Origin of the sequence: Mesorhizobium sp. CA13 (genome assembly GCF_020165235.1) — a bacterium.
GTDB lineage: Bacteria > Pseudomonadota > Alphaproteobacteria > Rhizobiales > Rhizobiaceae > Mesorhizobium.
The window spans coordinates 1-20,822 of record NZ_JAIUHS010000015.1 but is presented as its reverse complement, the minus strand read 5'-3'; the positions used below and the strand labels follow the sequence as shown (position 1 = coordinate 20,822).

The window sequence follows — 20,822 nt, the reverse complement described above, 5'->3', positions numbered from 1 at the left end:
CCTGTCCTCAATTATTGTGAACGTTGCTGCCTTTAATATTCACATTGCTGGAAGCGTTTACGTCAATCTTCCCGCTGCCCTTTATCGCTATATCCTTACCTTCGATCAGAATCGTTCCATCTTTCTTCATGGTAATCGATGCACTTCCGCATTCCAGGGTAATAGAATCCTTCGCGTTGATCGTTATATTCTTTCCAGAAGCGATCGACATGTCTTCAGCGACGTCGATGGCGCTGCCCTTGCCGACCTTGAGCGAATGCGCTCCGTCGATTTGAGTACCGTCGTCCGCTGTGATCTTGGCGGCCCGGCCCTTGCCGATTGTCGAGGCATGATCGCCGTCTACATTGAATGTCTGATTTCCATTAACTTTCACCGTCTGGTCGGATTTGATGGTCCAACGGTCGGAAGCTCCGATGTCATGGTTCTGGCCCAGCGCCACGCTGACGGAGCGGGTCGCGCCGATCGTATTCTTCTGAAACCCGGCGACACTGCGGGTCTCGGCGGCGCCGACGGTGTCGAAACGGGCGGCCTTGACGGTGATGGTCTGCACAATCCCCACAGTCTGCGTGTGATTGGCGTCGATGTTCTCCGTCGAATTCGACACGACGTGAATCGTCTCGTTTGCCATCACAGTCAGCGAACGGTTGGCGCCCACCGTCTCGGTGTCGTTCGAGCCGATGTTGGTCGTCTGGTCGACGCCGACCTTGACCGTCTTGTTGTTGCCGACGTCCTCGTCGAGGTTGTGGCCGACGGAGTGCTTGGCGTCGTGGTCGATACGGTCGGACTGGTCGTGCTGCACGAGCTTGGTGCGGTCGTGCTTGATCAGAAGGTTGTGGTCCTTCTGCGCCTGGAAATTGACCAGTTCGGAGCCGGCCTTATCCTCGAACATCAGTTCGTTGTAGCCGCCGCCGCCTTTGGAGGAATCCGATTTCCAGCCGGACTGCGTGGCGCTGCCCGGCAGCCCGTAAGGTGGCATCTGGGAGGCGTTGTAGACCCGGCCGGTGATGATCGGCAGGTCCGGGTCTCCCTCGATGAAATCGACGATCACCTCCTGGCCGATGCGCGGTATCTGGATGAACCCCCAGCCGCTACCGGCCCAGGTCTGCGATACGCGCACGAAGCAGGAACTGTTCTCATCCTTCTTGCCCAGCCGGTCCCAATGAAACTGCACCTTCACGCGGGCATATTTGTCGGTGAATATCTCCTCGCCGGATGGACCGACCACCGTCGCCGTCTGCGGCCCGCGCATGATTGGCCGTGGCGTGATCCGTGGCGGACGATAGGGCAAGGCGGTCGGCGCCAGGCCAAGGATCACCTGGAAGTTCTCGCTGTCGACGTCGGCATGAGCCCTGTAGCCAGGGTCGAACAGCCTGTATTCGGCGCTGACCACCAGATATTGCTGGTTCTGGTCGTCACGCGGAAAGCCGTCCAGCTTGAACGTGCAGCCCGAATAGAGGCCGCGCACGGTGCCGACAGCGGCGATGCGCTGGTGCACGGCCTGGATTTCCTCGCGCCGGACCGCGGCCAGGCTGTCGCCCCGGCCCACTTCGAGATGCGCGCCGGGCTGGCGGTAGTTCTCGCCGGCGGCCAGCTTGTGGCTGAACGGCTGGGCCGACTTGGCCATGAGGTCGGCGCCCGGCTTCTTGAAATCATAATCGGTATGGGCATAAGCGCCGGGGCGCACCGAACTGCCCGGTATCCACGCGGTGATGTACTCGACATCACGCCGGGAACCTTGACCTTCAAAGTTGTAGAGCACTTTCTCGTAGCCTGGCGCAGGCTTCAGCTTGCTCATCGCGTCAGCCAGGACAAGCGTGTGCTTGCCGTCATCGTGCTCGAAGAAATATAAGATGCCCTCATGCTCGAGCAGCCGCTGGACGAAGTCCAAATCGGTCTCATCGTACTGCACGCAGTATTCGCGCGGCGGATAGGACCCCTGGAGGCGCAGATCGAATTCCGCCGCGCTGTATTTCTTGAAGATGTCCTTGACGATGTCGACGACGCTCTTGTTCTGGAAAATCCGGCAATCGCTGGTGTTGCCGAGAAACCAGAGCCACGGCCTGATGACTGCCTCATAGTAGGCCAGCCGATCCTCAATCCCGGTGAGCCGAAACTCGGATACGATGCCACTGAACCAGCGCTTCGGATCGGATTCACCTTCGATCGAGACCGGGCCACCCAGCATCTTCAGCGGATCAATATTGGAGTCGGTGCTCACGAACCCGACCGTGTAGGCAAAACAACGGCTGATCTCATCGCGCCCGACAAGATGCGTGAAGGTCAACAGCTCGCTGCCAACCGGTGTCTGGACAACCGTGGCACGTTCGTTCGGCATGGTCGTGCCCCTCCTGGACGCGGCCGCCGGTGTGGAGGATTTTAAGGTTCCGCAACCTGTTGAGGAACTTCTTTTGGACCCGCCGCACCAGACTGTGTTGAGCCTAGCACATGTTGTTCCGCTGACCAAAGGGCCGCATGGTCATTGGAGCTTGCCCCCTCGATTCATCATCCCGAAACGCTGCTGTCCCGTTGTGCGCGCAAACTGCTACAATGGCGCAATATCGGTAACCGATCGACGGCGATCCAGGATGTACATCAGCCTGCAAATCAACAATGCCGACGCCCTACCCGCTGGCAATTCGACCCGCTACGCGGCGCGCGATCGTGGTTTCGAAATCGGCCGGGAGGCCTGTGACTGGACATTACCGGACCCTGACAAGTTCATCTCCGGCCGGCACTGCGAGGTTCGATACGAGTCAGGCGCGTTTTGGTTGCATGATGTCTCGCGCAACGGGACCTATATCAACGGGTCAAACCAGCGCATGACCGGCACGCACCGGCTGGATCACGGCGACCGGGTGCTGATCGGCCGCTATGTCATCTTCGTATCCATCGACGATGAGGGCGCCGCGACAGGCCATCCAAGCCACGGTTCGACGCAACGAGACAGGCCCGTCGCGACGGATAAGCCGTTCGAATTCGCCGATGAGCCAATCGTCACTCCGGCTGACCAAAGGCTCGACCAGCGCGTTCCTGGATCGCCGCCCTCGTCGCGACCTGCGCCTCTCCCTTCGACCAGGGACGACGTGCTGCGGGAAATTGCTATAGGAGCCGGTATCTCGCCGGAATTGCTTCAATCACGCGACCGCCATGAAGTCGCGGCCGAAATCGGCGTGGTGCTGCGGGCGGTGGTCGAGGAACTGAGCGTGCTGCTGAAAGCGCGCGCGGCCGCGAAAATGCTGGCCAAGAGCCCACAACGGACGATGATCAGCGCCGCCGACAACAATCCGCTGAAGTTCGTCCCAGGAACCGACGAGATCCTCGAAATCATGTTCGCCCGTCGCCGGGCCGGCTATCTTGATGCTAGGCGCAGTATTGAAGACGCATTCCGTGATCTCAAGACGCACGAACTTGCCACCTATGCCGCAATGCAAGCCGCGCTCTCCCGGCTGCTTGACGACCTGTCGCCTGAGGCGATCGGCAGGAAACTTCCCCCTACCTCGTTTACGTCGAAGAAGAACCAGGCCTGGGATGCCTATGTCGCGATGTGGCGGACCATGGAGGAAGCACACGAAAATGGCATGCTGGACATATTCCTGGCCTATTTCAGTGAGGCCTACGCCAAAGCCGCAAAGCAAAAATAGACTGCTGCAACGCAGCCGTAGTGCGGTCGTCGGCGAAGAAAGTGGCTTCCGTGTAAGACGTCGGTTCCAATCGACGAATTCTGAGATTACAGTCACATACGACAGTTCGCCAATCGGGTAAGGTTGATTAACCTGGGGTCTGCGGCAAATGTCATGTTACAGCGGGATAGCGTCTGTTAACCCCCCTTGCTGCGGACACAGCCCTGGACAGCAGCGTCTGAATTTCCTTTGTCCGTTCACAATCCACCTTGGGACCCTCTGGCGCCGCCTGCGGGACGGTGGGCGATGAGCTCGAAAGACGATCCTTTCGGCCCGGCGGGCAAGACCGTCATTCGCGCCACTCCAAGGCGCGAGCCGAAACCGGCGCCGGCCCCTCCGGAGCCCGTCGCGGATGGCGGGCTGTCCTCCCGGATGAAGGAATCAACGGTGTTCGATCCCGGCATCGGCCTGCGCAATGCGCCGGGCTGGACATCTGGGACCGTAATTGATCAAGGCGCTCGGTCCGGCGCGGCAGAACTCGGCCCTTCCGCGGCAGTGCCGACGCCAGCCATCCGGCAGGAGACCCTGGTCGGTGCTGCGGCCAACGTCAGTTATTCCGCCGCAAACCCGATCCTTGCAGCCGCTGCACCATTGTTGATGCTTCTCGGCCAGCTCAGGCTTGTCCCGGTGAAGAGGCAAGCGGCGCTGCTGGCTGACCATGTCGCCGAAGCGATTGAGAAGTTCGACAGAGCGCTGGAGAAATCAGGGGTTGCCGAAGAAGATGCCCGGATTGCAAAATTTGCCCTGTGCGAAACCGCCGACGATCTCATCGGCAACCTACCCTGGCCGCAAACCGACGCCTGGGCGCGGCACAGCATGCTGTCGCAGTTCTTTCACACCGACTCGGCTGGAACAGGCTTCTATGAAGCCCTCAACAAGATCCTGGCCGATCCCGAAAAGCACTACGATCTGCTCGAACTGATGCATGCCTGCCTGTCGCTGGGTTTTGAGGGCCAGTATCGAGCGCTGACGCGAGAAGAAAACAACCTCGAACGCGTTCGACGCGACGTCTACGAGACACTGCGCTACTTCAGAGCGCGCGCCAGTGAGGACATCTCGCCGCGCTGGCAGGGTCTGGTGGCGACGATGGCGCAGCCGTCGGCCCGTGTGCCGCTCTGGGTCGTTGCGGCAGCGGCGACGGCGCTGCTGACAGCGGCGTTCTTCGCGTTGCGGGTCTTCATCACCAATGAAGGCGACGCCACCGCTGACGCACTGCTGGCACTCAATCCCTCCACACCACTCACCATTGAACGAGCTAGCGTCGCGCCATTGGCTGAGCCGGTGAAAGTCACCCCATCCGCGGCCACAATCAAGCAGATCGATCGTATTCGCTCAGCACTGGCCAAGGACGTCGAAGGCGGTGGGCTGATCGTCGGCACGAAGGGCGACTTCATCGTGGTGGAAATCAACAATCTTCTGCTGTTCCAGTCCGGCAGGGCCGAGGCGAAGCCGGAATTCCAGCCCATTGCTGCGGATATCGCCGCAGCCTTGGAGCCCGAACCCGGTCCAATCCGGATTGTCGGCCACACGGACAATGTGAAGCCGCGAAGGTCGGGCCCCTTTAAATCCAACTACGACCTTTCTGTCGCCCGGGCGAAGGCTGTCGAATCGATGATGGCATCGAAATTCAGCGATTCATCGCGGCTGTCGGTGGATGGCAAGGGCGAGGACGAGCCGATCGCCGACAATGCGACGGCGGAAGGCCGCGCCAAGAACCGCCGTGTCGATGTGATGATCGCCAAGGAAGAGACATTATGAACGCGTTCTGTTGGCAGCGCCGATGAGGCTGTGGCTGCTGCGAATATTCAGCATGATGGCGCTGGCCGGTTTCGCCGCGGCAGTCTGGTTTGCGGGGCCGTTGATCCGTTTCGCCGATACTCCTCCTCTGGGACCTGCCTGGCGGCGCGTGGCCATCATTTGTGTGATCGCCTCGATGTTCGTCGTTTTTTATGGGCTGCGGTTTTGGCAAGCGAGAAGGGCGCAAAAAAAGCTTGAGACTGCCGTTGCACATAATGACGACCTCAGCGACGATTCGCGGGTGCTTCAAGCGCGCATGGATGAGGCCGTGGCTGCCCTCAAGCGATCTAGCGGCAAGCGCAACTTCCTCTATGAGATCCCCTGGTACGTCGTCATAGGTCCGCCGGGCGCGGGCAAGACGACGGCCCTGGTCAATTCGGGTCTGAATTTTCCGCTTGCCGGTTCGGGCGATGCTCAGCCGGTGGCGGGCGTTGGGGGCACTCGCTCCTGCGACTGGTGGTTCACCGACCAGTCCGTGCTGATCGACACGGCCGGGCGCTACACGACGCAAGATTCCAACGCTGAACGCGACAACAGGAGCTGGCTCGCCTTCTTGTCGCTGCTCAAGAGATACCGCGCCAGGCAACCGATAAACGGTGTCATCTTGGCCATTAGCCTGGCCGATCTCATCAGCCTCGACGATCAGCAATTGGATGCGCACATCACCGAGATACGCAGCCGCCTGCGAGAAATCTACGAGACGCTCAAAATCCAGTTTCCAGTGTATCTGCTTTTCACCAAGGCTGATCTGGTTTCGGGGTTCATGGATTACTTCGGCGGCTTCGATGAGCCACGCAGACGCAAAGTATGGGGAGCCACATTCCAGACCGCAGAGCGCGACAGGAACATGTCCGGCCAGGCCCCCGCCGAATTCGATGCGCTGGCAAATCGACTGGCGGAGGAGATGACCGACCGCCTCCAGGAAGAAACCGATCCGGTCACGCGGATCGCCATATTTGGCTTCCCGGCACAGTTCGGCGCCCTCAAGGGCCGAATTGCGAATTTTGTAACCGGCGTGTTCGACCCGGTGCGCACCCAGGTCAATGTCAGCCTGCGCGGGTTCTATTTTTCGTCAGGCACGCAAGAAGGAACGCCGATCGATCAGGTGCTGGGCGCCATTGGTCGCGATTTCGGCAGCAACTCCCGACCTCATCTCTCCGGAACCGGCAAAAGCTTCTTTCTGCACGATCTGCTGACGGACGTGATTTTTGCCGAATCCGGTTGGGTTTCATCCGACAGATCAGCTGACCGGCGGGCGGCGATCGTCAGATATTGCGGGCTTGCCGCAATTGCTTTGACCGCAACCGCCATATTGGGGGCGCTGGCCGTGAGCTTCGCGGCCAACCGCTCGCTCATCGCCTCCACGGCTCAGGCCGTGGCCCAATATCGCGAAACAGCTGATACGCTGCTCAAAGCGACGACGGTGACCGATGTCGACCTGGAAAACGTCATCGGCCCGCTCGACCAATTGCGCGACCTGCCGGCCGGGTTCGATTCCGGCGGCTTGCCGACACCGGTCAGAGAGACATTCGGCCTCAGTCAGCGGGAGAGACTTCTTTCGGCATCCGAAACGGCTTATCGGCAAGCGCTGGAACGCATGTTCCGCTCGCGCCTGCTCATTCAGGCGGAGCGTACGATCCAAGCCAAGATGGGCGATCCCGTCGCACTCTACGAACCTTTGAAAATCTACTTGATGCTTGGCGGCCAGGCACCGAAGGTCGATGACGCGCTGATCGTTTCCTGGATGAAGCAGGATTGGGAACAGAACCGATACCCAGGCGAAAACAACCGAGAAGGACGCGGCCACCTCGAAAGGCATCTGCGCGCAATGCTTGCATTGGACGACGCCTATGATCCCATTTTCGAACTGAACCAGCCGCTTGTTGAAGCCGCCCAACGCTCTCTCGGTCGCATGAGCCTTGCCGATCGGGCGACCGCTTTGATCAGGTCGGCAGCATACGCGGCCGCGCTGGATGACTTTTCCGTTTCCTTCAAAGGTGGCCCGGAAGCGCAGCTGCTGTTCGAGCGTACCGACGGCAGTGATGTGTCGGGCCTTCGCGTTCCCGGGATCTACACCTATGCCGGCTTCAACAAGTTCTACCTTGCCCAGCTGTCGCGCCTTGCGCAGATGCTTGTCGACGAACAATGGGTCCTCGGTGGCGGCGGCGAACAGGGCGACATCGATCAGCAATTGCTCGAGCTCGGGCCCGAACTTCTCGATCGCTACGGGAAGGAGTTCGCCGCAGCGTGGAACAGCGTTCTCGACCAGTTGAAATTCAAGACGATGCTGGCAGACAAGCCGCACTACATAGCCCTTTCAGCCGCTGCTTCCCCTACCTCGCCAATAAAGCAGCTGTTTGCGGCGATCGCCAATGAAACGGCTCTGACGCATGATCCAGGTGACAGTCCGGGCGCCGAGGCCGAAGCAGGAACGGCTCCAAACCAGCAACGGAGCGCCGTTGATTTAGCCAAGGGCCTGGCCCGCATCGGCATACACATCGCCAAAGGCAAATCGCAAGGTCGCGCCGGCACAAGGTCCGCTGACGCACAAAACCTGAGTCCGGGCGCGAACATTGAAGCGCGGTTCAGATCCTTCCAGACCTTGGTAAACGGCCCTGCCGGACACCGCCCAATCGATGCACTGACCCAGAACTTCAGCGATATCTATCAAAGCCTGCGACTGGCGGCCGACGTGCCTTCGCAGATGGAGCGCGTCAATAGCAATTTGCAGCTGCAAGTAGCCACCCTTCGCGCCAATGTCTCGCGTCTGCCCAAGCAGCTCGGCCGGATGGTCAACGCGACGGCAGATGAGTTTGAAGGCAACGTCGCCGAAACCTCGGTGGCAAACTTGAACCAGGTACTTGACCAGACGGTTACAGTACCCTGTGAGGCAGTGATCAACGGTCGTTACCCCTTCGACGGCAACGGCACGCAGGATATCGCGGTGGAGGATTTCGCGAAACTGTTCGCCCCGGGCGGGCTGATGGACCGGTTCTTCGCACAATATCTTGCGTCGCTGATAGACATGACCGGCCAGGACTGGAGTTGGAAACAGGATGCGCGCTTTGGACGTGACCTGTCGAAATCGACCTTGAAGGATTTCCAGCTCGCCGCGGAAATCCGCAATGCCTTTTTTCCATCGGGCGGTTCAGTGCCCTCCGTCAGCATCACCTTCACACCCTTCTCCCTGCATGGCGATGCCGACACGGCGATACTCGATGTCGACGGTCAGACTATCCAGAGCAACCAAACGGGCAACGGACCAGGCACGGTGGCCTGGCCGATCGGGACAGCTTCGGGATCCGCCAGTCTAAACCTGACGCCGGAAATGCCAGGCCGCGATTCCGCCATCCAGTTCGAAGGGCCGTGGGCCCTGAAGCGGCTTCTGGACAAGGCTGCCATCACCGGCAATGACGGAAGCCAGCAGGCCCGCTTCGTGATCGGCGGCCGCGACGTCATCTATACGATCCAGGCAGGTTCGGGCACCAACCCCTTCTTGCTCCCTGCCCTTTCCGGGTTCACCTGTCCCAAGGCGTTTTGAGACGGAGAGGTTGGATAGCAAGCCGCCGAAGCGCAAAACCAGACGCAAACATATTTTAGTTTTCTATACTTTAATGGCTGAGCCTATGGCAAAGTGGCGTGAGCGCGCGCCCGAAGGTGCGCCGCGGAGGACGCTGAAGAAGCGTTTGGTGGCAAATTGAACAATGTCGCCCTTCCCATTGAAAGCTTCGGCGTCAGCCACAGAGGCTGCGTGCGGGAGCTCAACGAAGACAACTACCTGGTCGAGCCCCAAACTGGCCTGTGGGCGGTTGCCGACGGAATGGGTGGGCACGACGCCGGAGAGGTCGCTTCAGCCAGTATCGTCGATCACCTTGCAACGATCGGAATTGCAAGCTCCGCACCTGATCTTCGGGCGCGCTTCGAGGACAGGCTGAGCAGGGCCAATGCCGAGATCCGCGGCATATCCGAATCGCGCGGCATAACAATCGGCTCCACTTTTGCTGCACTACTGGTCATGGACGGGCGGTTTGCCTGCCTCTGGGCTGGTGACAGCCGCGTCTATCTGGTCCGCGACGCCGAGATCTCGCAGATCTCGAAAGATCATACCGAAGTGCAGGAGCTCCTCGACACAGGCATGCTCACCGAAGCCGAAGCGCTCACCTGGCCGCGCCGCAATGTCATTACCCAGGCGGTCGGCGTCAACGACGAGGTTGTCATCGATTTCCAGCAAGGCGAAATCCTGCCGGGTGACGTTTTTGTGTTGAGCACGGATGGCCTGACGGCGCATGTCACCGATGCCGAAATCAAGGCAGCGACCGTGTCCGCAACAGCTCAGGCGGCCTGCGAAAACCTGCTGGAAATGGTTCTGGCGCGTGGCGGGACTGACAATGTGACCGTCGTGCTTGTGAAGATCGGCGGCGGGCACGTTAGACAATCGCCTCGTCCGGATCTGTCCAAAGCGGAGGGGCGACGCTGATGAGCGAGGACGACAAGACGCGGATATCGCCCGGCGCAGCCAACACCGTCGTGGGGACGCAACTCAGCGGCATCTATGAACTTGACGAGCGGATCGCATTCGGCGGCATGGGCGAGGTCTACCGGGGCCACAACATCCAGACCGGCGACCATGTCGCCATCAAGATCGTTTTGCCAGAGTTCGCCCGCGACCAAACGATCTTGTCCTTGTTTCGCAAAGAAGCGACTATCCTCAATCACCTCTCGCATGATGCGGTCGTCCGCTATCACGTCTTCACGATCGATCCGGGCATCGGTCGGCCCTACCTCGCCATGGAATTCGTCGACGGCGCATCGCTGTTCGACATCATGCGGCGTGGGGCGATGCCGACGGCAGAGGTACGCAGGCTCTGCCACCGCCTCGCGTCCGGCCTAAGCGCTGTGCACCAGGCCGGAGCAATACACCGCGACCTCTCGCCAGATAACATCATCCTGCCGGGAGACCGGGTTGACCGTGCAAAGATCATCGATTTCGGTATCGCACGCTCGGCGACCGTGGGCGGAGAGACCCTGATCGGCGGAAAGTTCGCGGGAAAGTACAACTACGTTTCACCCGAGCAACTCGGGCTCTACGGCGGTGACGTCAGTGAGCAGTCCGACATCTACAGCCTGGGGCTGGTGCTGGTCGCCGCTTTGCGCGGCAAGCCGATCGATATGAGCGGCTCGCAGTTCGAAGTCATCGAAAAGCGCCGGACTGTGCCCGATCTTTCCGATATCGACGCCGATTTTCGCGGCATAGTCGAAGCCATGCTGCAACCGGATCCGCGGGACCGGCCGGTCAGCATGGCGGAAGTCGCCAGAATGACCCGTGACGACGACGAGGCGACAATGCGGCCGCCTTCCGTCACGCTCCGCGAACAGCCGGGGCTGAAGCGCACAGGGCAAGGCTCTGCTCCGGAAAGCAAGAATGAGGCCCGGCCGCCGAAAGTCGAGCGACATGACAATGTGCCCGCGACGGGTTCAGGCGGGCAGCGCTTTGTCGAGCATATGCGGCCCCCGCTTTTGTCTGGGCCGCGAGGTCCGGCCGTCCTCGCCTCGGGGGCGGGCACGGCTGATGTGCCTGGCCGATCCACAAAGACCCGAACCATTACGCTCGCCGCCTTGGCGACGCTGGCTGTCGCCTCTGGAGGCGGCCTCTATCTGAACGGCATCATGACGCCCGCGACGCCGACCGTGGGCACGACGTCGCTTTCCGCTGCTGAGCCAGCAAGGCCCGCGCCGAAGCCCGCTCCGACGCACACTGTCGGTAACACCCCGACGCCGCCAAAGGCTGTTCCGTCCGCGCAGCCGAAAACGCAGGCCTCCACACTACCGGCTGAGGACCTGCCTGATGCTGTGGCAGCGCAAAAGCCGCTGGCGGCCAAGCCCGTCGATGTCCCCTTGCGGACCGAGGTCCCGCCAAAGCCACCCGCGACGGACGCGCAGCCGCCCGAAAAGGCATCGCCGATCCGATCCGATGCGATGGCCCCCGATAGGCAAACGCCGGTGTCGCCGTCAGAGGCGACCGCCCCAACCCTGCCACCAGCCGAAGCAGTCCAAACACCACCGCCGCCTCAGCCAGAGATTGTCGAGGCCAAAACGCCCGAGCTACGGACGAATCCGCCGGCGGCACCCCCAACACCGAAACCCAAATCCAATGCCGCCCCACCGGTCATCGCCAACGCCGACGGCCAAAATTCTGGGTTGCCGACAATCAAACAGCCGGACCAACCCGTCGTGGCGTTGAACGTCCCCAAACCAGCGATGCCCGCCAGCGTCGACGAAATCGCGCAACGAACTGCCTGGGTTCGCCACTTCGGCGGCGGTGACTGTTTTTATGCTGCCGTGACGTCTGCTAGCGACAAAGCCGCCGCGATCGAAGGATTTGGCACGGCGGTCCAGCCATTCGAGCGCATGCTCGCCGACTTCCAGGCAAAATTCCATGTCGAACCGGACATCAGCGTCCGCCTCATTGAGCCAAGCCAATGCGAGGTAACCAATTTTCTGCGCTTTCTTGGGCAGACTGGGAGCGCCCAGCCGAAGCTTGTTCTTGACCGGACATCTGTGCCGAACGGCACGCCAATCAGCGGCACATTGGTGACGCGTGGCGGGCTCATTTCCAGCGTCCTGCTGATCGATCACAAAGGCATGGTTTTCAATCTCGACGACCGCGTCGTCGCAGAATCGGACAAGGCGACCTTCAGGATCCCGATTGGTCTCGGCGCCGCCGACAAGGCTGCTGGAAAATCCGTGCCGCAGATAATACTCGTCATCACTGGCCCTCAGGACATTCAGGCGGCTTCGTTCTCCAATCCGACGCCGGCTTCTGAGCTGTTGCCGAAAATCCTCGAGGAAATCGAAACCGACGGATCTCAGTTCTCAGCCACTGCCAAGTACTTTCGGCTCGGCGGATAGCATGGGCGCCGATGGAACGCCGCTGCTCGTGTTTGTCCCACTTGTCTGCCGCCCTGCCTGGAAAGCAGGATGATCCGGTGCGGGCCTTATCTGCCCTGACCCGGCGCATCAGGCTGGCAGTCATCTTGGGCGCCGCACTGCTGGCCGTGCTGTCGTCCAGCCAAGCGCGAGCCGAGTTCACGGTCTGCAATCAGACACTCGATGTCGTCAATCTCGCCGTCGGCCAGAAAGTCGACGATGCGGACCAGACCGACGGCTGGTGGACCATTGGAGCAAATCAATGCGTGAACGTCATCCGGGAGGAGCTGACCAACCGCTACGTCTACATCTATGCAACGGACGTGTTTGGTCACGCCATCCTCACAGGATCGACCGAAATGTGCATCGATCGGCGACGTTTCTCGATCCGTGGCATTGACGAATGCTGGCAGCGCGGCCACATCGCCGCGCAATTTCTCGAAGTCGATACGCTCGAACAAGTACGGTGGACGTTCTTCCTGACCGGAAGCAATCCGTGACGCACCATCTCGACACGAGCTTCAGGCAGAAGAAGCAGGCGCGCGCCGCCCTTCGCCGGCGCACGCTATGGCGCAGGCTCACGGCGGGTATGGTCCTGGCTTTGCTGCTTTCCGTTGCCGCCGGTTTCTACCTTACAGCCGACTATTGGTCATTCGGCGACGAAGACGAGGAGTTGCACGCCGTCGAGGGAGCGGACGATGTGCCGGCCGACGCATCCATCTACGTGCCCGCCATTATCGACCTGGCGGGGGACCCGATGTGGATAACCCTTGCGCCAGATGCCGGGGCCGCAACGAAGGGCAGAGTGCTCCCGCGCCCCGCAGAACTCGAACAGGCCGGCGTTTCGCCCCAGATCGAAGTCCTGTCCGACGTCATGCTGAGCGCCAGCGAAAAATTCATGACGACAATACCGTCGACGCAGGAGGATTTCGCATTCTTCCAGGCACAACGGAACACGCCTGACGCGCCATCCAGCGATCTGCAGAACGATCTTCAGCCGTCGCCTGCCACGAGCAATCTTGAGGCCAGTTCCAATCAAAAGGCGGATGCCGACGATCCCGAAGCGGGCTGGGGTGAGACGATCGATGCAGGCGATGCAGCCCTACCGACATTCCAGAAGACCCAGATCGAAAACAATACGAGCGTGGCGGCCGTCACGAACGAGTATCAGCGGTTCGAGGCGACTGAAGACACGTTCGTGAAGGTCCTCAACGATCGCACTCTGGATAGCGTAGCCTTGGACGCGCATTTCTCCGCAGACGATGCCAAGCTGGCAGGAGAGGCCCTCAAGGCAGTTTTCAACCGGGACGGTCTGGAAGCGGGCTACGTCGTTGCCATGCGCGGGTTCAGGCCGACGCGCGAGACGACAACAATGTCCCTGATGCAGGTTTCGATCTACGCCAAGAACGTGTTTGTCGGCACGCTCACGCGTGACGCCGCAGGCGCATTCGTCTCGGGGGTTGATCCTTGGGTCCGCGAAGATCTGTTCAACTATTCGGGCGCACAGGAAGAAGGCACCCACAAACGACAGTACCGTCTGCTCGACGCCATCTATTCGACAGCAGCCCGCAACAGTGTTCCGACCAGTGTGATCGGCGAGGCGATCATGTATCTGTCGCGAGGACAGGACCTGGACGCCTTTGCAAGTGAGGATCAGCGTCTGGTGCTGATCTATTCGCAGACGCCACGCGACAAGAACGAGGAGGCGGGGCGGGTGCTTTATGTGGGCGTCCAGGGGAGCGAAAATAGCCTCGACTGTTTCGTCTTCCAGCAAAGCGACGGCCAGTTTGCGTGCGTGACGGGTGATGATCAGGTTCGCTCGCTGACAGTCACCAATGGCATGGTCAGCCCGGTCAATGGTGTCATGACCTCCACCTTCGGGCCACGCAAGCACCCCATCCTTGGGACCGTGCGCATCCACAAGGGCGTCGACTGGGCGGCGCCCGTGGGCACACCGATCGCAGCCGCCTTCGATGGCGAGATCACCTTCCAGGGCGACGGGGGAAGCTATGGCAATCTGGTCAAGATTTCGCACGAAAACGGCCGTGAGACGCGTTATGCCCATATGCAGAAATTTGCAATCGAAGGCGGCGCCGGCACCAAGGTGAAGGCCGGCGACATCATCGGCTATATCGGCACCACCGGGCTTTCGACCGGACCTCATTTGCATTTCGAACTTTATCAAAATGGCGAGGCAATCGACCCCTTGGGTACGGTTACCGCTGTCGCCTCAGACGACTCCGCCGTCGAAACGCTCACCGAGCGCATCGTTCATGTCGAGAGTGGCGGCAGTGCTCGCGCCAAGAATCCTAATTCTTCTGCAACCGGCGCTGGCCAGTTCATAACGAAGACGTGGATCAGGATGATGAATACCTACCGCCCGGAGCTTGCCCGTTCCCTTTCGACCGCCGACCTGCTCGCTCTGCGCTACGACGCCACGATCTCGCGAGAGATGGTGCGCAATCTGGCGCGCGAAGGCGAGGCCTACCTTCGCCAGCGCGGTCACCAGATCACGGCGGGCCGACTCTATCTTTGTCATTTCCTTGGAATGGAAGGCGCACATCAGGTGCTGTCGGCAGCAGGATCGGCGCAACTGAGCGCTGTGCTGGGATCGGCCGTCATCCAGGCCAACCCCTTTCTCACCGGCAAGACAGCCAGTTATGTGGTGGACTGGGCCGAAAGAAAAATGGGCCAGAAGCTGAGCCGTCTGGCCACCAACGTCAGCTCGCAAACCACCACCACCGAAATCCGTCAGACATCGCCGGAGTTCGAAAAGTACAAGCACGCCATTTCGGGCCTCATAGGCTCGATCCAGGCTACGCTCTGAGCATCCCGTCGCGGCCTAAGCCTCTCACACCGAGACTGTTGTCGCCTACGGCCGCCGCACAGTTTGGAACGGCTATTGTGTCTTTATCCGCATTTCCACGCGGCGGTTCGCAGGATCGTACGGGTTGGCGTTGCGCGGGTTGTTTTCGCCCATGCCCACGGCATTGATGCGCGCGGGCTCAATACCGCTGGCCGTCAGGAAGGCCGCTACCGATTTCGCTCTTCGTTGTGACAAGCCTTGGTTGTAGTGCACCGTGCCGGTGGCGTCGGTGTAGCCTTCGACCACGAAGTTGAAAGTGCTCAGCCGGTTGTCCTTTAACGCCTTGGCGAACTCTTCGAGCTCAGCTCGAGCAGTCACGTCGAGCTCGGCGGAGTCCAACCCGAAATTGATCAGCATGTCGAGGTTGGATTTGCCTCCTTCTTGCGCATCTGGCGTCCTCTTGCTTTTGCACTCCTCTTCGGAGCCAACACAAATTCCTCGAGACTTGCCAAGGTTAGCTGCACCGGCAAAAAACTTCACGATGTCTTCTGATTTCCGAGCCGGGTCGGCGCTGGCATGGGTCGAGAAACACACGACCGCCAACACAAAGACTGAACGTTTCCACAGCATAGCGCTCCTCCTGTTTGAGTATCCGATTTCGAGCATCCGATTTTAATTGACCGGCAGCATACCAAATTCCAGCGCGATTGTCTGTCGCCAACGTCGGAGGCGAAATCGGCTCGACTGTTTTTTGACGCGGCACGGCTTGAGACTTGACCCGCGCCGCGCCGGAGGCTTGAGTGGCCAAAGCTCCTGGATGAAAGCGTGGCGTTCATGGTCAATGGGCTCCGATTCAAAACGGCACGGGACCTTTTCACGGCGTGTCCCGCGATTGGCAAGGAGATGCGGACTCCACCAACCGAACAGCCCTCGCTCGCGTTTTGCCGTGACCTCCTCGCCGGGGGTATTCCCGAGGAAGCGATTACATTTTGCGCCTACCTGCTTCCCGAGCGGGCTGCGGTCTGGTGGGCCCACGAATGCCTCAGCCACCTAAGCGACTGGTTCGATCAGGCCGATCACGAGTTGCTCGCCCTTGTTCGGGACTGGGTGGGCGAACCGGACAGCCCCCGCCATCGAGCAGATCTCATAGCGGCGGCGGCGAGGCCGCCAACAACCCCCGTCGGCTGGATTGCCTTGGCTGCGGGATCGCATGAAGACGGTGCTGAAATGGACGCGACGTCGGTCTCGGCCCTGCAACCATTTCCTCTTGCCCATGCGATCAGTGCCGGAATTCTCACCGGCCTCGCACGTGTCGCGCTCGCCGACCGTTTTTCCGTGCTGTCGGCGTTCGTCGAAATGGGCATCCAGATGGCCGAGATCGAGGCACTGCACCAATCAGCGGACGCATATTAGAGCATTCGCCAAGACAGAAATTTGGTCGGATGCCATCCCGCCCCGCCTACTTGCAGCCACCTTGAGCCCACTTGGCGAGCGCCACCTTGAAACGTGTCCCAAGCGGATGCTGCAAGCGCAGAACGGAGACGTCGTTGGTGGCGAAATTCTTCGCCTGATCGCACAGCCGGGTCTCGTTCCAATCGTGGCAGCCGTTGCAATGCTTGCCTTTCCATACCGAATTGTCGAGGCCCTCCACCGGACTAAAAAGTGGCTCGCCCTTTATGAGTTCCGCAATACTTTTCCCATCGATTTCGGGATCACCGAAATTGATCGGACGGTCGAAAAAGATGGGGTCGTCAGAGGCAAGCTTTGGGATTTTCTGACGGAGCATATTGAGTGCAAGTTCGCTCTCGTCAGCGGCGCCCGCCGGATTGGCCTTGGCGTTGCGCATATCCGAGCCGCCTTCCGGGGCACTCGCCTCGCCCACAATCAGCGGCGCGTTGAGATCGACCTTGTGCAGGACAACCTCAGTGGTCAGCGAGACATTGCTCCAAGGGCGCTGTTTGCCGCCGGTTGTCCTGAAGACATCGGCGGTAACACGGTTCATTGCCTCGCTGATGGACACATTCGTTTCGCCCATATGCGCAAGCAGCGCCGAGGTGAACGGCGAATGTTCGCTCGATCCGTCATAGGCGACCTGATTTGGGCTGGTGGCGAATGCGACAAGCGTGCCGGCGCCACCATTCTCGATCGGGATTTCTGCAAGGCCGCTTTTTGCTCCCTTGACGCCGGCGGTTTTTGCCAACACCTCGGCAAGGGGATTGTCACGACAGGCATCGAGAAAAATCAGCCTTATGCTGGTCTCACGCGACATCTGCCGCAAAATAAAATCCACAGGCACCGCCTCGAAGTCGAGCGAGGTCTCGTCCTCCAGCGCGGCATCGACCGGAAGAAGGTAATTGCTGCCTGAGACCTGCAAGCCATGGCCCGCATAGAAGAAAAGCGCGATGTCTGCCCCGCGCACTTGCTTTGCGAACTGCGCTATTGTCGTCTGGGTCTGCAACTTGGTCAGATCGAAGCCGGAAACGACCTCAAAACCAAGATCTTTCAGGCTTTCGGCCATGGCTTTTGCGTCGCGCACCGGATTGGTGAGTGCCGGGGCATGCTGATACTGGGAGTTGCCAAGCACCAGCGCTGTACGGCGTTCGGCATTGGCTGCCGTCAAGGTGAAAAGCAGCGCAACCGCCGCGAGCCCGATTGCGCGAACAAGGTCACTGCGACGGGCGATTAGATCGAAACCCACCGGGACAACAAATCCTTCCTCAGTTGACGAGCTTGGTGGCGGAAAACTCGATGCGCCGATTGAGCGCCTTGTTCTTCGGCGTGTCGTTGGCCGCGACTGGGCGCTCCTCGCCGTAGCCTGTCGCCGTGATCTGCGTGCGCGGAATGCCCGCCCCAACAATGGCGTCGGCCACTGCCTGGGCCCTGCGCTCCGACAAACGCTTGTTCTCTGCAACCGGTCCATCGGCATCGGTATGTCCGGAAACTTCGACCTTTAGGCCTGGGCATTTGCTGACGACACCGACGACCTCCGCAAGGAGCGGCCGGCTTTGGGTATCGAGCCGCGCGCTCGCGGGGCGAAAATAGATCGCCCCGGTGCGGGACAGCACCGCAAACCTGTTGAGGCATTCCTCATCGCTGAAGTTGGTCTTCGCCGCATCGGTGGCCACAGGCCCGACCTCAGTGTTTGCCGCAACGGTCTGGGCGAGGGCTGGCTTGCTGCCGTCGGCGGTGAAAACAAAGTCGAACGACACCGACGCGGTGGGAACAATATTGGTCACATTGGCCGCCTGTTGGAGCTTGTCGACATTGGGCAATAGACCGAAGTCCTCCACATGCACCGCGACAGGGGCCTCCGAGGCGACCGAGACCATGTTGTCGCTGACCATGGTCACCACGACATTGGCCTCAAGATCCTTGTCGACCCCATGCATGTTGAGACGGAATGGGAGAACTGCCTTCATACGTCGCTTGGTGGGGAGGTCGGCAAATGCCGCCGGATCCACTTTCGCTGTCAGTTCGGCGGTTGGAAACTTGAAGGTCTCAAAGAAAAGGAACCGCATCCGGACGTTGCGCAGGTCGACCCCCGTATCGACTGAGTTGAGGTCGAAGGTGACCTTGGCGTCTCCGTCCGAAGTAAGGCTGCCCGAAATATTCCTGATCTTGTTGGTTTCGACGATCGTGTTCTTCTTGACCGACTGATAGGTGAGGACCGAAGCAGTCGGATCGAGCGTCCAGTTTGTCTGCGCGTTCGCGGTTCCCAGTCCGGACAAAATGACCGCGGACAGCACAATGGTCAAACCGAGCGCCTTTGTGGCGCGCCAGCTTGGCCGTGCTTTCGACCAAAATCCGAGGATTTCGAACATGGAACCCCCTGCCCGCCGAACCCGACTGGCGTAGCGACGTCCGATCATGCGGCGTCCACAGACACAATAGAACACTTGCTCTCGGTTGGCGAGTATCCCGATTGATATGCTTGGCCAGTCTGTGGCCCGGTCACAGTGATCGCCTAATCCGCTTTGTTGGCTGCTCCCTATCGGGGCAGCGCAAGAGTCATGTTGTCCTCCTCACTCCAATCACCGAGCGCATACAGATCCCTTTTCCCTATCCTTGACAGGTTTCTTGGTATAAATTTTGGTGACCTTCGCCGGCATGGGGGCAGGCGCTCAGGCCCGATTGTGGCCTGCGTTGTGGTGCGGTTGGAAGGTTAGCTGGACCAAGATTGAGGCAGGCTGGAGCGAGCATGCTGACATGACCCACTGCAACAGACTTCTGTTTCGTGTCCCACTGTTTCTGCTTTTCCTGCTTCTTGGCTCGGCTGGCGCTCGCGCCGCGGTTGAGCAGACCCCCTCGCCGCAGCCGCCCAACCGGTTGGCGATCGTCATCGGCAATTCGAACTATCAAAGCAGCCGACTTGAGCATCTGCCCAATGCTGTGAACGACGCCACAAGGCTATCAGAGAGCTTGAAGCGGCTAAATTTCGAAGTCCTGACGGGCACCGATCTTTCGAGCGAAGGATTTTCCAAGCTCCTTCGAGAAGCCGATGCAAGGCTGCCTACGGTCAGCGCAGTTTTGATTTTCTACGCCGGTCACGGCGTGCAGTTAAACGGCGAAAACTACCTGCTCCCGGTCGATACGCCCGATCCTGAAAGCCTGGAAAAACTGACCGCCGCCGCCATCAAGCTGAATGATGTGATCGCAAGATTCGGGCGCCGCGACCGCCAGACGTTCATATTCCTGGACGCGTGCCGCAACAATCCGCTCGGCGCCGGGTCCGGCAATGGTCTGGCGCAAGTTGAAGTCGGCGAAAACACGTTCGTTGCCTTTGCCACTCAGCCCGGCAATGTCACGGCCGATGGCGGCGGCGAAAACAGCCCGTTCACCGTTGCTCTGCTGAAGAACCTCGAGATCCCCGGGCTCAGCATTTCGGACATGATGATCCGCGTGCGCAACGAGACCGAAGCGCTGACGGTCGGCCGTCAAGTGCCGTGGGATCAATCGAACCTGCGCGAGCAGTTCTACTTCACGGAGCAACAGGTACTCGATCCAGCACAGTTGAGCGCAAGCCTTTCACGTATCCTGGCAGACCCCACAGCAAAGAAGAGATTGCAGGTCGAACTTGCCTCCAATGACCTGCAAACCGCCGTGCTTATCGTTGGACAGACGTTGCGCTCGGTCGAGATTTCGGCACCGTCAGCCGTCTTGCCGGAGCCGGTTGGCACTCAGGTCGCCAATCTGTCTCCAACCGAAAGAGTTGAAGACGCCCGCCGAAGTGTCGTCTCTGGTCTCGAAACCCTTATCGTGGGGGCATCCGCGGGCGAGCCGGACAAGGACAAGACGGGCGATCTGGCGCGCAATATTCAGACGGAACTTCGTCGCCTGGGTTGCTACCGGATGCAGGTCGATGGGGATTGGGGCAAGGGCTCAGTCCGTGCTCTCACCGACTACTACAGAAATACCAAGCAGGTCGTAACGACGGCAGAGCCAAGCGTCGGACTGCTCGGCGATCTCTTTCTGCGCTCGGGCAGGATTTGCAAGCAGCCGGTCATCGTGAAGCCCAAGCCGGCTAAAGTAGCCTCGGACGCCGTCACCGCGCGTCCCAGTCCCGGGGGCAAGACTGCGAAACGCTCGCAGACCGCCCCGAGACGCCCCGCGCC

The 20,822-nt window shown here is 60.2% G+C and carries 13 protein-coding genes; 9 read left to right on the top strand and 4 right to left on the bottom strand.

Annotated elements, in window-relative coordinates; all coding sequences use genetic code 11:
- Positions 1-7: 7 nt before the first annotated feature.
- Positions 8-2,335, bottom strand: coding sequence for a type VI secretion system tip protein VgrG (gene tssI, locus LB566_RS26030; RefSeq protein ID WP_224628663.1), 2,328 nt, complete (start codon positions 2,333-2,335; stop codon positions 8-10).
- A 250-nt stretch (positions 2,336-2,585) separates the two neighbouring features.
- Here tssI and tagH point away from each other — a divergent pair, with 250 nt between their 5' ends.
- The 7 genes from tagH to LB566_RS25995 all read left to right on the top strand — a co-directional run bounded on the left by tagH (position 2,586) and on the right by LB566_RS25995 (position 15,231).
- Positions 2,586-3,641, top strand: a complete 1,056-nt coding sequence (gene tagH / locus LB566_RS26025; RefSeq protein WP_224628662.1) for a type VI secretion system-associated FHA domain protein TagH — start codon at positions 2,586-2,588, stop codon at positions 3,639-3,641.
- Positions 3,642-3,926: 285 nt separating this feature from the next.
- Positions 3,927-5,438, top strand: coding sequence for a type VI secretion system protein TssL, long form (gene tssL, locus LB566_RS26020; protein ID WP_224628660.1), 1,512 nt, complete (start codon positions 3,927-3,929; stop codon positions 5,436-5,438).
- A 22-nt stretch (positions 5,439-5,460) separates the two neighbouring features.
- A complete protein-coding gene (gene tssM, locus LB566_RS26015) occupies positions 5,461-9,018 on the top strand; it encodes a type VI secretion system membrane subunit TssM (RefSeq protein ID WP_224628643.1) in 3,558 nt (1,185 codons plus the stop codon).
- Positions 9,019-9,174: 156 nt separating this feature from the next.
- A complete protein-coding gene (locus LB566_RS26010; RefSeq protein WP_224628641.1) occupies positions 9,175-9,954 on the top strand; it encodes a PP2C family protein-serine/threonine phosphatase in 780 nt (259 codons plus the stop codon).
- A complete protein-coding gene (locus LB566_RS26005) occupies positions 9,954-12,386 on the top strand; it encodes a serine/threonine-protein kinase (protein WP_224628639.1) in 2,433 nt (810 codons plus the stop codon). The genes LB566_RS26010 and LB566_RS26005 overlap by 1 nt, the downstream gene beginning before the upstream one ends.
- Before the next feature lie 11 nt (positions 12,387-12,397).
- On the top strand, positions 12,398-12,904 hold the full coding sequence (locus LB566_RS26000; protein ID WP_224628628.1) for a DUF1036 domain-containing protein: 507 nt from the start codon (positions 12,398-12,400) through the stop codon (positions 12,902-12,904).
- The gene (locus LB566_RS25995) at positions 12,901-15,231 is read left to right on the top strand and encodes a M23 family metallopeptidase (protein WP_224628626.1); all 2,331 of its coding nucleotides are present in this window, start codon (positions 12,901-12,903) and stop codon (positions 15,229-15,231) included. Before LB566_RS26000 ends, LB566_RS25995 begins: the two co-directional genes overlap by 4 nt.
- Positions 15,232-15,303: 72 nt before the next feature.
- On the opposite strand, the gene LB566_RS25990 is transcribed toward LB566_RS25995, so the two are convergent.
- Positions 15,304-15,840 (bottom strand): OmpA family protein, encoded by a 537-nt coding sequence (locus LB566_RS25990; RefSeq protein WP_224628624.1) that lies wholly within the window; start codon positions 15,838-15,840, stop codon positions 15,304-15,306.
- Between the two features lie 204 nt (positions 15,841-16,044).
- Here LB566_RS25990 and LB566_RS25985 point away from each other — a divergent pair, with 204 nt between their 5' ends.
- Positions 16,045-16,623 (top strand): DUF6931 family protein, encoded by a 579-nt coding sequence (locus tag LB566_RS25985; protein ID WP_224628872.1) that lies wholly within the window; start codon positions 16,045-16,047, stop codon positions 16,621-16,623.
- A 46-nt stretch (positions 16,624-16,669) separates the two neighbouring features.
- Here LB566_RS25985 and LB566_RS25980 read toward each other — a convergent pair whose 3' ends face one another.
- On the bottom strand, positions 16,670-17,908 hold the full coding sequence (locus LB566_RS25980) for a caspase domain-containing protein (protein WP_224628621.1): 1,239 nt from the start codon (positions 17,906-17,908) through the stop codon (positions 16,670-16,672).
- Between the two features lie 19 nt (positions 17,909-17,927).
- Positions 17,928-19,031: an OmpA family protein gene (locus LB566_RS25975; protein WP_224628618.1), complete on the bottom strand. Its 1,104-nt coding sequence runs from the start codon at positions 19,029-19,031 to the stop codon at positions 17,928-17,930.
- Between the two features lie 385 nt (positions 19,032-19,416).
- Here LB566_RS25975 and LB566_RS25970 point away from each other — a divergent pair.
- Positions 19,417-20,822, top strand: a 1,406-nt coding sequence (locus tag LB566_RS25970) for a caspase domain-containing protein (RefSeq protein WP_224628616.1), incomplete at its 3' end; no start/stop codon positions are given.

Coding starts and splice junctions, on each gene's coding strand:
- tssI (WP_224628663.1), bottom strand. CDS start 2,335: ATGCCGAACGAACGTGCCACGGTTGTCCAGACACCGGTTGGCAGCGAG.
- tagH (WP_224628662.1), top strand. CDS start 2,586: ATGTACATCAGCCTGCAAATCAACAATGCCGACGCCCTACCCGCTGGC.
- tssL (WP_224628660.1), top strand. CDS start 3,927: ATGAGCTCGAAAGACGATCCTTTCGGCCCGGCGGGCAAGACCGTCATT.
- tssM (WP_224628643.1), top strand. CDS start 5,461: ATGAGGCTGTGGCTGCTGCGAATATTCAGCATGATGGCGCTGGCCGGT.
- LB566_RS26005 (WP_224628639.1), top strand. CDS start 9,954: ATGAGCGAGGACGACAAGACGCGGATATCGCCCGGCGCAGCCAACACC.
- LB566_RS26000 (WP_224628628.1), top strand. CDS start 12,398: ATGGAACGCCGCTGCTCGTGTTTGTCCCACTTGTCTGCCGCCCTGCCT.
- LB566_RS25990 (WP_224628624.1), bottom strand. CDS start 15,840: ATGCTGTGGAAACGTTCAGTCTTTGTGTTGGCGGTCGTGTGTTTCTCG.
- LB566_RS25985 (WP_224628872.1), top strand. CDS start 16,045: ATGGTCAATGGGCTCCGATTCAAAACGGCACGGGACCTTTTCACGGCG.
- LB566_RS25975 (WP_224628618.1), bottom strand. CDS start 19,031: ATGTTCGAAATCCTCGGATTTTGGTCGAAAGCACGGCCAAGCTGGCGC.